Source organism: Alteromonas sp. CyTr2, assembly GCF_947311905.1.
GTDB lineage: Bacteria > Pseudomonadota > Gammaproteobacteria > Enterobacterales > Alteromonadaceae > Alteromonas > Alteromonas macleodii.
This window is the reverse complement of record NZ_CAMZMZ010000036.1, coordinates 32,979-46,986: the sequence shown is the minus strand read 5'-3', so window position 1 is coordinate 46,986 and position 14,008 is coordinate 32,979. Positions and strand designations below refer to the sequence as shown.

The 14,008-nt window shown below is 42.9% G+C and carries 8 protein-coding genes; 6 read left to right on the top strand and 2 right to left on the bottom strand.

Annotation, left to right across the window (positions count from 1 at the left end; all coding sequences use genetic code 11):
• The first annotated feature begins 1,510 nt into the window (after positions 1-1,510).
• The gene (locus QME20_RS16260; protein WP_012516827.1) at positions 1,511-2,002 is read left to right on the top strand and encodes a DUF411 domain-containing protein; all 492 of its coding nucleotides are present in this window, start codon (positions 1,511-1,513) and stop codon (positions 2,000-2,002) included.
• 177 nt (positions 2,003-2,179) lie between these two features.
• On the top strand, positions 2,180-3,016 hold the full coding sequence (locus QME20_RS16255) for a formyltransferase family protein (protein WP_012516828.1): 837 nt from the start codon (positions 2,180-2,182) through the stop codon (positions 3,014-3,016).
• A gap of 936 nt (positions 3,017-3,952) precedes the next feature.
• Here QME20_RS16255 and QME20_RS16250 read toward each other — a convergent pair.
• Together QME20_RS16250 and QME20_RS16245 are read right to left on the bottom strand one after the other, a co-directional pair.
• Positions 3,953-5,359, bottom strand: a complete 1,407-nt coding sequence (locus QME20_RS16250; RefSeq protein WP_156079160.1) for a heavy metal sensor histidine kinase — start codon at positions 5,357-5,359, stop codon at positions 3,953-3,955.
• A complete protein-coding gene (locus tag QME20_RS16245) occupies positions 5,343-6,026 on the bottom strand; it encodes a heavy metal response regulator transcription factor (RefSeq protein ID WP_020742690.1) in 684 nt (227 codons plus the stop codon). Before QME20_RS16245 ends, QME20_RS16250 begins: the two co-directional genes overlap by 17 nt.
• A gap of 747 nt (positions 6,027-6,773) precedes the next feature.
• On the opposite strand from QME20_RS16245, the gene QME20_RS16240 reads away from it, so the two are divergent.
• From QME20_RS16240 to QME20_RS16225, 4 genes are read left to right on the top strand one after another with little or no spacing between them, the layout of a single operon-like run.
• Positions 6,774-7,283 carry a DUF411 domain-containing protein gene (locus tag QME20_RS16240; protein WP_049587499.1) on the top strand — a complete coding sequence of 170 codons (510 nt, stop codon included), beginning with the start codon at positions 6,774-6,776 and terminating at the stop codon, positions 7,281-7,283.
• On the top strand, positions 7,283-8,647 hold the full coding sequence (locus tag QME20_RS16235) for a TolC family protein (RefSeq protein ID WP_014996986.1): 1,365 nt from the start codon (positions 7,283-7,285) through the stop codon (positions 8,645-8,647). The genes QME20_RS16240 and QME20_RS16235 overlap by 1 nt, the downstream gene beginning before the upstream one ends.
• Positions 8,644-10,662, top strand: a complete 2,019-nt coding sequence (locus tag QME20_RS16230) for an efflux RND transporter periplasmic adaptor subunit (protein ID WP_156079161.1) — start codon at positions 8,644-8,646, stop codon at positions 10,660-10,662. Before QME20_RS16235 ends, QME20_RS16230 begins: the two co-directional genes overlap by 4 nt.
• Positions 10,659-13,796, top strand: coding sequence for an efflux RND transporter permease subunit (locus tag QME20_RS16225; RefSeq protein ID WP_239241041.1), 3,138 nt, complete (start codon positions 10,659-10,661; stop codon positions 13,794-13,796). The genes QME20_RS16230 and QME20_RS16225 overlap by 4 nt, the downstream gene beginning before the upstream one ends.
• The last annotated feature ends 212 nt before the right edge of the window (positions 13,797-14,008 follow it).

Genomic DNA, 14,008 nt, shown 5'->3' with positions numbered 1-14,008 from the left:
TACATGAGCCGTATACGAGGCCCGTATGTACGGTTCTGTGAGAGGGATGAGGCGGTGACGCCTCACCCTACTCGATGATCCCGGTGGTTGAAAACACAGGCACACGCTAACGTGCCCCTGCGGCTGCGCCGCGCGTTGCAATCCCGGAGCGAGGCACCATTATTCAGAAAGCCCTGCATGAAAATGCGGGGCTTTTTGTTTTAGCAGTCTAACTTTATTTTACTGTGAGTAAGTTTGAAGTTTCGGTAATTGAATATGTGTATAAAATCTTCAGAGAATTTATACAAAGTAGATTTAGGGTCTTTGATATTGTTATTAGGATAATATCCTTTCCCAAAGAATTTGCTTAATATAATTTTGACAGTCTTATGTAGGCGGCCGAGAATGGAAAGGATGATCTGCGTGGACTATTCCAATGTTGTCAAAGTTCGTTTCAATAGATATCGAAAGAGGTAACTTGTTAGCTAAGTTAAAATATTTATTCTTAAGCTCATTGTCTAAGTATTGCCACCATTTACCTTCATTCTGATACCAAAGCTCAGATTGGTATAGCTTGCTCAAATTGATTTCTAATATTAGTTTTTCATGATTCCCTAATACAGAAAAGAATCATTTCTCATCTAATAAATTCAAACACCTCTCAGAATTTAGGTTTCTGTCAATAAGGTCGCCGACATCAAAAACTCTATCTGTCAGAGCGCGAGTTCCTCAAGCATTTATTTGTCAGCCTCCTCAATTTTTTGTGTAAGTCCGGGTACCTCCTGTTATAACGTTAATGGAACTGGACAAAGAGAAAGCATTGTGGCAACTACTTAGAGCGTTCAAGTTCTATCGCAGTATCTGAATTACGGATTTAGTGGCGCGGCTAAAAATTTGCATTGTTGTAGGCTATTTCTCTCATCATGACTATTTCTAAAATTCTGCCGATGAATGGGCTATTCTGATTACAAATTAGTCTCGACTGTTTACCAATTCGAAAAAATCCATTATTCTCCGTATAGGTTATGTTCAATGCTTAAAAAATGTCTAAATCCCTATCAAAATTAATACTAGTATTTACAGTGCTATCTGCCCTCGTTGGGCAAGCTATGGCTATAGATACTATGAGTTTTGAAATGGCTATTGACAACAAACACTACAATAGCAATTCTGAATCGAATTGCTCTATGAACATGAGCCATGGTATGAGAGTAGATTCTAGCAGTTCCGAGAACGCTAGTATTAAAGATTGTTGCAACACGTCGGAATGCACATGCCCACCAGGTGGTTGTACTCATGCTCCCGTCCTTATAGCTTTCATGATGATTGTTCAACGCCCAGTGGTGCCGGACGCTTCATTTGGCTTATTCTTCCAACAACCAGTTACAGTAACTTCCTCACTTTTTCGCCCCCCGATATTTGCCTAACACAGGGTTAGTGCGTCCAAATTTCACGCACAATTTGTTTCAGTTCCTGTTTATTATCTAGGTGCTAATGTACCTATATGTGCCAGCTTTGTCTGGAGGCAAAAATGTTAAAAAAAATCACCTATCAAGCTGCGGTATTACTGCTAATTCTACCTGGCGTTGCCATGGCAAATATCCACCATGGCGCAAACGATGTCTTCGAATTATTAGTTTATAAATCACCATCGTGTGGATGCTGTAAAAAGTGGATAACCCATCTAGAAAGCCAAGGGTTTCACCTACGTACAAAGGACTTTCATAACTTGAGCAACATCAAGAACGAATACGGAATTTCGCCAAGTCTTCGCTCTTGCCATACCGCTGTTACAGAAAGTGGCTTTGTATTTGAAGGCCATGTCCCTTCTAAGTTTATAAAACGATTTTTGTTAGAAGAACATCCAAAGGCTATCGGGTTATCTGTTCCGGCTATGCCAGTAGGTTCACCCGGAATGGAAGTAGCAGAGCAATTTATGCCTTATACCGTTTTCATTATATATCAAGATGGGAGCTACGAACCTTACGCGAAAGTAGATAGCTACGACAGTCAATTCGATTGAAGTCAAAGTTAAACAAATAAATGCGCACTTTTGACAATCAAAGTAATTTTAATTTTTAAAAACCGAATATTAACCAAAGATAGAGGTAATCATGAAAGCACTTGTTAAATCATTTGCAATATTTAGTGTACTGCTAAGCAGCATGGCATTCGCTACTCTCAGAAGGTGCAAACATATATGAAGATAGTTTATTTTGGAAGTGACTTATTCTCGAATTGTTTGTCACTTCTAATCAAAATTAGATTGAACATTGAGCTCGTTTTCATAAACGATGTTCAGGAAAATGCGAGCTTTATCAAACGAATTTGTCGTACACACAATATTGTTTATTCCACCGAACGCCCAAGTGTCGTGACTCTTAAAGAATATTTAAATGACGAGCAGACAGTCTTTGTTGTAGCAGATTACGGATACAAACTACCCATAAACGAAATAAAATATGCGATTAATATCCACCCATCTTTACTACCCAAAAGTAGAGGCCCAACCCCACTAACCTACATTATCGACAACCCTGAGAACGCGGGTGTTAGCATTCATAAACTTACTGAGAAACTTGATGCAGGTAGCATCCTAATCCAAGAGAAATTTGAGGTCGAAGACAATGAAACGATATCATCATTGATGGTCAAGTCTCAGTTACTCGCAGAAACTCTGTTAGAAGAATTACTCAATAACTTTAATGAGCTTTATAATAACGCCACACCTCAATTGGAAAAGCTAGCGTCATTCCAAAGTCTACCTCCAGTAAAAAGAAGGTTTGTAAATTGGGATCAAAACACCACTCAATTTAGTCATGCTCTTCGACAATACGGGCACTTTGGGATTCTTATTTCGTTAGATAACGCGTTATATATCGCAAATGATGTCGAAGTCACAACTTTCAGTCACGATTTCACGTGCGGTAGCGTAATCTTTGAGGATGCACTAATTAAAAGCATTGCTATAAATGATGGCTATGTTGTACTTTCTAAGCGTAGTTTAAGGCTATATGAATCAAGAGTACTAAACTAGTTGATTACGGCTTTAATATTTAAAGGCCCTACGCACTTTTTTGTGTTGATCTGCGTCAAAGTAAGAATAACGGAATACCGCTACTATTTCCTTACTCACTGATGGAGTTTATTTGTGTCAGGCATTTATAAATGGTTTAAATTAGTACTAATAGCTGCGCTGCTTTCACAGCATGGCTTTGCTATGACGAACCCAATTATATGTGATGGTCACGACACATCAGAATCTCATATATCCTCAAATGATTCCTTATCAAACGTAGAACATACTAATTTAAATAATCACACACTTCATTCAGAAAAAGAACCAAGATGCACAGCACTGCGAAGGAAATGATCAATCGATATGCGCGTGCTGCATAGGTGCTTACTGTGCAACTTCTTTAACCCAATTTTTTGCTCCTGCGCAATCCGTTTTTTCGAAAAATAGCATTTTGGCTTTTTATAAACATACACAATAGCACTGATATTTGTGGCGTCACCGTCCGAGCGTGTGGGAAAATTTCAAACGATGCGAATGAAATAGTCCTAAGTGTGATTGGCCAAAATGAGTCAATGATGACGACTATTATAGCAGCTGAAACAACACGACAGATGTGCGTTTTCCATCTGGCTCCAGGTGTTTTTCACAGTGAGCAGGTTATCATTCTTTATCCAATAATTGAGGAACTGAAAAATGAGTTTCCCAATTTGGTAGTGAGGCTCTAGGCTTGGTTTTTTCCGAAGGTATTAATCAACTTATTCCGAACTGTTAGATCAATCGTTGATACACACAAGTAAAGCCTATACCAGCAACTGTATTAAGATTAATGATGAAATGTCCAGTTTTATGAAGAAGGTGTTGGAAAGTGCAAACATGACAAATGAGGGGAAGTGGCCGATACATCAGCTTCAGAAAGTGACCACCTGTTTAGAGTCCAGGACGAAGTTTGATTGATTATTTGTGGAATGATACAACAAATACGGTTAAGTTGTCATCTGAGCTAACCGTTAGTTTAGCTCCGTTCATGTGAAGCAATGAACGAGCGATAGTCAATCCTAAACCAACGCCTTGACCATGATTTTTTCGTGAAGGGTCTGCTCTAAAAAAGCGATCAAAAAGTCTCTGAAGATGGTCATCAGAGATTTTCGGGCCTGGATTTGAAACGGTAATTTTTGTATGTTCATCGTTGGTAGATACTGCTACCTTAACAATCGCGTTTTCGAAGGAATATCGAATTGCGTTTGACAATAGATTACTCATAGCTTGTCGAAACATGAACCTATCGCAATCAATTGTGGCATCGGCCCCTCGGATGCGAATTTGAATTTGTCTTTCTTCTGCCAGTAGTTCAAAATACTCAACTAATTCTTGAAGCTCTGCCCGGCAATTTAGTCGCTCTAACTGTGGCTTGACGAGTCCATGTTCCGTTTTGGCTAGAAGTAACATGTCACTGACCATCTTGGTCATACGTTCGTATTCTTCCAAATTAGAATATAAAATTTCAACATATTCACTTTCAGTGCGCGGTTGATTCAGAATAACCTGCGTTTGAGTTGTCAGATTTGTGACCGGTGTTCTCAATTCATGCGCAATGTCCGCAGAAAAATATGAAAGTTGCTCAAAGCCAGCTTCGAGTCGTTCAATCATAGCATTAAACGACCCCACTAATCCTGCGAGCTCGACCGGTACCTCTAAAGGATTTAGTCGGATATCGAGCTTGTCAGCAGTAATAGAACCTATTTTTCTACTCAGTTTTCGTAGCGGCGAGTGGCCTCGATACACAGCAAAACGTGCCACTATTATCGTGATCAAACCAGACACGAAAATAATGCCCCATAACGTCTTTTCAAAGTCTTCCATGTAATTCATGTGAAATTCCATGTTGGAGGCTACCACAACACGGTATGTAGACTTATTCTGACCAGTGCTGACGGTCACGAGAGCTTCAGTTGCTCGCAACATATGGGATCCATCAAAAAAAAGTGTCAACATATCAGGCGTTATGAGATCGTTGTCAAACAATTGACCGGGGTATTTGTGCAAGTCAACGCCTTTACTCGAAAATACGGATTCTCCATCTTCATTTTGCACAAGGTAATAGACTCCATGATGACCAGACACTGCTTCAACGAGGATACTCGAAGGTGCCACCTTTTCAGTGTATGCTTCGCTAAGCTTTCGTTTTACAGCATGGAATACCTCATTTAATTCATCAGCATCCTGTTCAGCAAAATGCGTTGCAATTGATTGTTGAACGATTAAGCTGATTATTGTAAGGCACACAAATACGGTAATGCCAACAAGTATAGTGACTCTAAACGCAAGAGAGTTTGGCCGTTTTAGTTTATTCGTTACTATCATCTACACTCATTTTATAGCCCATCCCCCTGACAGTTTGAATTAGCTTTACAGGAAAGTCATCATCAATTTTTGCACGCAATCTTCGGATAGCGACATCAATGACATTCGTGTCACTGTCAAAATTCATGTCCCATACCTGAGAGGCGATCAAAGAACGGGGCAATACTTCACCTTGACGTCTGACCATTAGTTCAAGCAATGTAAACTCTTTAGTCGTCAGATTGATTACTTTGCCACCGCGCTTCGCAACGCGAGAAGGGATATCAAGCTCCAAATCTGCAATGTGTAACGTGTTGTTAGGGACAGAAGTCCCTCTCCTGATCAAGGTGCGCACTCTTGCGAGGAGTTCCGCGAAAGCAAACGGTTTAACCAAATAATCGTCTGCGCCTAACTCAAGTCCTTTGACTCTGTCATTAACGTGATCGCGAGCGGTTAAAAAAAGAACGGGTGTAAATTTACCAGTCTCTCTCAATGAAGACAGGATTTTCCAACCTTCTATGTCGGGCAGCATTACATCGAGTACGATTAATTCATAATCACCAATCATCGATTTGTGGTGACCATCCAGGCCAGTCCTTACTAATTCTACAACAAAGCCGGATTCAATTAGCCCTTGTTTGATGTAATCGCCCGTTTTTACTTCGTCTTCGACTACAAGTATTTTCATGGTATGTGATTAACCTGCTGCATAGCTTTAATTCAATGGAGTAAGCCTGTTGAATACACCGCAATCGTAAAATGCTGTTAGTATACTAATAATAAAACGTATGCCAGCAACCAACAGAGTATTCAATATACTAATGAGCGCACCACATCGTAGCTCGAAGTCGCAAATATTCAACTAAAAATACACTTTCGCTATCAATATCGCTCATGATTACAAAATTGTAATGTCAAGGTAATCTGTCTGTCAGGGCCATTTGATATTCTCATTGCCGTAGCTAATCCGTGAAAACGCGTTTCATTAAAGGAGTCAGGTTTAAGTGAAACTTTCATTCGTCAAATACCTCGTTGTTATCGCTTTGTTGAGCGTGCAAGTAAGCGGGTCTTTCGCGAGTGTAGCTACGCCATGTGCAAGCGATATGGTGCATGAAATAGATAACAGAATCGGTCATCACATGGCCCACTCAACACATGATGTATCAGAGAATTGTTGCAATCAAGATTGCTGTTGTCCCATGGCTGCCTTTCAGCTCGGCATGTTGGCTGGGGCGAATCTCGAAACATCAAAACTGTTGAACACCCCAGTCCTAACCAGACAAGCAAGGCTGCATAAAGTCTTTATCGCTATACATTTACGCCCCCCAAAATACTCTCTCGTGTAATCAGGTTAGTCGATGTAAAGACTAACAGTTACTGCACGTGATGTTTCCATCGTGAAGCGTGCGAAATTCAATATATGTGAGAGTTGTTTATGAAAAAAAATATACCGTTTTGGGCTCTGGTTTCTGTAGTCCTCTTTTTAACGGCGTGCAGTGATGTCCTGCAAGCAAATAATGATGCAAAGTCTGCAACACAGGCCCCGAAAATTACATTGGATGTCTACAAAAGTAGAACATGTAGATGTTGTCAAAAATGGGTACGACATATTGAAGAACATGGTTTTGAAACAGATGTGACAAATGTCGCGCTAATGTCCAGAGTTAAAGATAAACATGGCATCGAACCCCAGTATCGCTCCTGCCATACTGCTCTTTCTCAGGACGGGTTTGTATTTGAGGGGCACATACCCGCAAAATACATCCAACAATTTTTAGAAAACCCTCCTGAAGGGGTTTTAGGGTTGAGCGTTCCAGCCATGCCAATTGGATCGCCGGGCATGGAAGTTGACGAACGATTCCAACCTTACCTTGTATTGCAACTCAATGTAGATGGTTCAGTTACGACCTTTGCTGAAGTCAACACCTATGAGGAGCAATTCTAATGAACCGGTTTTGTCTTTTTGTTTCTATTTGGGGAGCGTTCTCGTTCTCGATGGTCTCTCCCGCTATCGCGAATGAAAAATTAACGCTCAAACGTGCAGTAGAAATAGCGGTAGAAAATGATCCATGGCTCGTTAGCAGTGCACATCGTGAACGTGCCACATTGTCCAGTAGTGTCGTCGCCTCGAGCCTACCAGACCCCGTTGTCAACATCGGTTTAGCAAATGTACCCACTGATGGTTTTGCGTTTGATCAAGAGCCCATGACTCAGCTAAAAGTAGGTGTGTCACAGATGTTTCCTCGTGGTGATTCGTTAGCCATAAGGTCTCGTCAATTGCGGGAGCAAGCAGCAGAGCATCCCCTGATGAGAGCCGACCGAGTGGCCAAAGCACGCGTTCAAGTATCAAACTTATGGTTAGAAATATATCGGGCGCAGCAAAGTGTAAAGCTAATTGATGAAGATAAAGCGTTATTTGAACAGCTCAGCGATATCGCAAAGGCAAATTATTCAACTGCCTTTGGACGCGTAAATCAGCAAGATATCGTTCGTGCAAAGTTGGAATTAACAAGGTTGGAAGACCGACTTACTAAACTACGAGCATTAGAAGAAAGAGCCACAGGGAAGCTTCTAGAGTGGCTAGTTAGAGATCAAAATTATCCAAGTCAATCGGGATTTGATGCCTTTTCTCGATTAACGTTGCCGCATGCCCTACCTGAGATCAAAAACATGGGGCAGAATATGAGAACAATACTTGAGCGCAGAGATCAACAATCGCTTGCAATGGTTCTCAATCAACACCCTTTGATCCTCTCGATAGAGCAAAGAATTCGCGCCAGCCAAACCGGTATTGACCTTGCCAAAGAAAAATACAAGCCACAATGGGGGGTTAACGCTAGTTACGCCTACAGAGACGACACGCCCGACGGTACAAGTCGAGCAGATTTTTTATCGATGGGTGTAAGTTTCGATGTACCTCTTTTTACAGAAAACCGCCAAGACCAAGAGGTTTCGGCTGCCGTAAGCCTATCTGAAGCCATTAAAACCGACAAGCGCTTAGTCCTCAGAGAAATGATGTCATACATCCAGTCTTTATATGCGGAAAATGAGCGATTAATGGAGCGACAAGCGCTGTACGAACTCGAATTGTTAGAGCAAATGCAAGAGCAAGCTGAGGCATCGCTCAATGCTTATACCAACGACGAAGGAGACTTTGCTGAGGTAGTGCGTGCTCGTATTGCGGATCTTAATGCCAGAATTGACGCACTGGATATCAGTGTGGATTTGGTCAAAACAAAAATTCAACTCAACTATTACTTTGATACCAACGCAGGTATTCCTTTGTCTCAAATCGGAGAACAACAATGAGCACAATTAAAGCACTCGTCATAGGCGGGGTAGCAGGCGGTATTATGACTGCGTTGGCATTCACGTTTCTGATACCATCTTCATCATCCACCGCGAATAATGAGCAAAACGAAGAGAAGCAACCGTTGTATTGGGTAGCGCCGATGGACCCAAATTACCGCAGAGACGAACCAGGAAAGTCTCCGATGGGCATGGATCTCATTCCTGTCTACGAAGAAAGTTCAAGTGGTGATGCGGGCTCAGGAACAATTACTATAGCGCCAAATGTGGAGAACAACCTTGGTGTTCGAACTGCGAAAGTGCAGCGCCGCGCGCTGCATGTCCCTATTAGAACTGTCGGGTACGTTCAATACAACGAAGAAACATTAATCCATGTGCATCCTCGCGTTGAAGGCTGGATAGAAACACTGCATGTAAAAGCATCAGGAGAATATGTTAAAAAAGGGGAACCACTTTACTCTCTATACTCGCCTGAGTTAGTGAATGCACAAGAAGAATTGCTGCTTGCTATGCGCAGAAACAACAAAGATCTGATCGTAGCTGCTCGTTCTCGCTTAAATGCATTGCAAGTGCCTGAAGACGTCGTGGAGACGTTAACAAAAACAAAAAATGTTCAGCAAACCGTTACCTTTTCCGCACCCCAAACCGGATTCGTAGATAATTTAAACATTCGAGAAGGTTTTTTTATAAAACCTGGCGTTACAGTCATGTCGATTGGTGCATTGGATGAGGTTTGGGTTGATGCAGAGGTATTTGAGCGACAAACCGCCCAAATAGTGGAAGGGCTGCCTGTTACTATGAAATTAGATTTCCTCCCCGGAAAGACGTGGCAAGGCGTTGTAGACTACGTCTACCCAACCCTTGAACAGAGTACCCGCACACTGCGTGTGCGTCTTCGCTTTGCTAATCAAGATTATACGTTAAAGCCGAACATGTTCGCTCAAGTGACTATCCACTCTGATATGGATTCGACCAACTTGATCGTGCCAACCGAAGCGGTTATTCGAACAGGCAATCAAAATCGCGTTGTATTGGCATTGGGAGATGGAAAATTTAAATCAGTTGCAATCAAAATTGGGCGAGTGGTTGACGAGTTTACAGAAGTACTTGAAGGACTGATCGATGGTGACAGCATTGTCACCTCCGCTCAATTTATGCTTGATTCAGAGAGCAGTATTAGCTCTGACTTTAAGCGAATGGAACCCCCTGAAGAAAGTCCAACATCGGTCTTCACAGAGGTGATGATCACAGACGTGATGCCTTCTCACAACATGATAACTGCAAAACATGGTCCAATTCCAGAATGGGATTGGCCGCCGATGACCATGGATTTTGTGGTAGCGGAGCATATCAATTTAGCAACGGTCAAAGGTGGTTCATCGGCACATATCGAGATCAGTAAGCAAACTGATGGTCAATATGTGGTGACAACCGTGCACATTATCGATTCAGCACAAAGTACACAGGCGACTATGTCTGAAAGCGTTTGGACTGAAGTCAAGATTAATTCTGTAATGGATGGGCATCGAATGATAAATGTCGATCATCCCGCTATAAAAGAGTGGGATTGGCCCGCGATGACGATGGATTTTAACGTGGCAGATAACATTACCTTGTCTGATTTGGCCTCTGGAACGCTTGCGCATATTGAAATTTCAAAATCCTCAAGTGGCGAATATCTTGTTTCTACCATTCATGTTGTTGAAGAGGCAAGTAGTGAAACAAGTACCGCTGTCGACGCTGTGTGGACTCAAGCAACGGTCAATGCAGTGATGAGTGCTAGCAACCAGTTAAGCCTTGAACATGACCCTATTGAGGCGTGGGATTGGCCTGCAATGACAATGGATTTTAACGTCGCTAATGAGGTTGATTTATCTGACATTACCGCTGGTATGCGACTGCACATCGAAATTACCAAAACCCAAGACGGTGCGTACGTTATTACCACAGTACATATACAAGCATCTGATAAAGGAACGATGGATAACAGCCAACATGAAGGAGCGCACGAATGATAGAAGCAGTCATACGTTGGTCGGTCTCAAACCGCTTCTTTGTTTTACTCGCAACCATCATCATAGTCGGTGGCGGTTTAGTTACAATGAAAAATACGCCAGTAGATGCGATCCCAGATTTATCCGATGTCCAAGTGATAATCAAAACGAGTTATCCTGGTCAAGCGCCACAAGTTGTAGAAGATCAGGTAACGTACCCGCTAACGACCGCCATGCTTTCCGTACCGGGTGCACAAACGGTTCGAGGTTATTCGTTTTTCGGTGACTCCTACGTTTATATCATTTTTGATGATGATACCGACTTATATTGGGCAAGAAGCAGGGTGCTTGAATATTTATCGCAAGTTGCCCCCAATCTACCTGAAAACGCCAGGCCGCAATTAGGTCCAGATGCCACAGGCGTTGGTTGGGTTTATCTGTATGCATTGGTCGACAGAACCGGCCAACACGATATTTCTCAATTACGCAGTTTGCAAGACTGGTTCTTGAAATTTGAGCTCCAAACTGTGCCTGGCGTGTCCGAAGTCTCGGCGCTAGGGGGTATGGTGAAACAGTATCAAGTGAAAGTAGATCCTGAAAAACTCCGCGCTTACGGTATACCGCTTTCTCATATTCAGATGGCAATAAAGCGAGGGAATCAAGAAGTTGGGGCCTCTGTAGTGGAGCTTGCAGAAGCTGAGTACATGGTTCGTGCTACGGGGTATATTTCTGATAAGAAGGATATCGAAACTATTCCTCTTGGCGTCAATGACAATGGCACACCGCTTTTAATAAGGGATATTGCCACTGTAGATATCGGTCCACAAATGCGCCGCGGTATAGCAGAGCTAAACGGCGAAGGGGAAACAGTCGGCGGTATTGTCGTGATGCGTTTTGGCGAGAATGCTCAAAAAACGATAGATGGCGTCAAAGCAAAACTAGAGGACTTAAAAAAAGGACTACCTGATGGCGTTGAGGTGGTCACTGTTTATGACCGTTCCGCATTAATTGAAAGGGCCGTTGATAACCTAGCTTCAAAACTATTAGAAGAGTTTATCGTAGTCGCTTTGGTATGTGTCGCCTTTCTTTTTCATGTTCGGTCGTCACTCGTCGCTATCATCAGTATTCCTGTTGGGATCATTACCGCGCTAATCGTTATGTATATGCAAGGTATCAATGCCAATATCATGTCGTTGGGCGGCATTGCTATTGCCATTGGCGCCATGAGTGATGGTGCGATCGTTATGATTGAAAATATGCACAAACACATGGAAAAGACGCCTCTTACCAAGGAAAATCGCTGGCAGGTTGTTATCGATTCTGCGGTCGAAGTTGGACCTGCGTTATTTTTCAGTTTGTTGATCATTACGGTTAGTTTTGTACCTGTTTTTACGCTTGAGGCCCAGGAAGGGAGGATGTTTTCCCCTCTTGCTTATACGAAAACATATGCAATGGCTGCATCAGCGGCACTTGCGATTACACTGGTCCCAGTCTTAATGGGGTATTTTGTACGTGGAAAGGTTTTGCCTGAACACAAAAACCCAGTCAACAAGTTTTTAACGTTTTTATACATACCGACGCTCAAGACAGTTTTGCGCTTTCCAAAGTCAACGATGGTCGCAGCATTGATTGTCTTGGCTATCGGGCTTTGGCCAATTGATAAAATTGGTAGTGAATTTATTCCCCCGCTTGACGAAGGCGATTTGATGTATATGCCAACCACCTATGCCGGCATATCAATCGGGAAGGCACGAGAGCTTCTTCAACAGACCAACAAATTAATAAAAACCGTGCCAGAAGTAGAAACGGTATTTGGCAAAGTAGGGCGGGCGGATACGGCGACGGACCCCGCGCCACTGACCATGATTGAGACATTCATTCAATTGAAACCCAAAGAACAATGGCGAGAAGGGATGACCACGCAGGACCTTATTAAAGAGTTTGATGCAGTGGTCAATTTACCGGGCTTAACCAACGCATGGGTGATGCCAATAAAAACCCGAATTGACATGCTTGCCACAGGAATTAAAACCCCTGTTGGGATTAAAATTGGTGGTCCCGATCTAATGGAAATTCAAAAAATCGGCCAACAAATTGAGTCAATATTAACTGACGTCGATGGCACGGCTTCAGTGTATTCTGAACGCGTCGCTGGCGGTCGCTACTTGAAAGTCGACATTGATCGCGAAAAAGCCGCCCGATATGGGCTCAATATCGCTGATGTTCAGCAAATTGTCTCTAGTGCAATTGGCGGTGTTAACGTAACACAGAGTGTAGAAGGGCTGGAGCGCTATCCAGTAAATATTCGTTATCCGCAGTCATACCGAAGCTCTCCAGAGTCGCTTTCTTTGTTACCTGTAGTGACACCACAAGGAAAACGTATAGCCTTAGCTGATGTTGCTGACGTCTACATCGAAGACGGACCACCGGGTATCAAGAGTGAAAACGCGCGGCTCAATGGATGGGTGTATGTTGATATCGATGGTGTAGACATAGGCACGTATGTGGCTACCGCGCAGCAAGTTGTTGCTGAACAACTCGTTTTACCCGCCGGCTATTCAATTAATTGGTCTGGCCAATACGAGTATATGTTAAGGGCAAAGGAGAAGCTCACTTACGTTGTGCCTTTGACGCTCGCTATAATCGTTATTCTATTGTACCTCAACTTCCGAAACTTCATTGAAGTGGCGATTATTATGGGGACGTTGCCATTGTCGATGGTTGGCAGCATATGGCTTATGTACATCGAAGGCTTTAATTTCTCCGTGGCCGTAGGCGTAGGTTTCATTGCCTTGGCCGGTGTCGCTGTAGAAATAGGAGTCATTATGCTTGTATATCTCAATCATGAATATCAGGCACTGATGGATAGATGCAAAGAAGGGGGTACCTTACCGAGCGCCGAGATGTTGACCGAGGCAGTACTGCACGGTGCAGGATTGCGTGTTCGTCCCGTCATGATGACAACGGCCACTATCATCTTTGGATTGCTGCCGGTTTTATATGGCTCTGGTACGGGGTCCGAAGTCATGAGTCGGATTGCCGCGCCGATGGTGGGAGGAATGGTTAGTGCGATTATTCTGACACTACTCATACTGCCTGCCATTTATTTAATATGGCGCAAACAACAGCTTAAATACTTGGCTGTCGTTGCGTAATGAAAGGACCTGTTCGCCGTTCACATCGTTGGCTTATGCTGCTAGTCGGCGGGCAGGTGTTGTTTTGGTCGTTAAGCGGCCTTTACATGGTCTGGTTTGATATCTACTACATTCAGGGTGAACATTTTTTTACCTGGGCCCAGCGCGATGATGAAAGACGTCACAGGCTTGCTGATCGACAATACCATTGACCCAAATGCCATCAATATTGA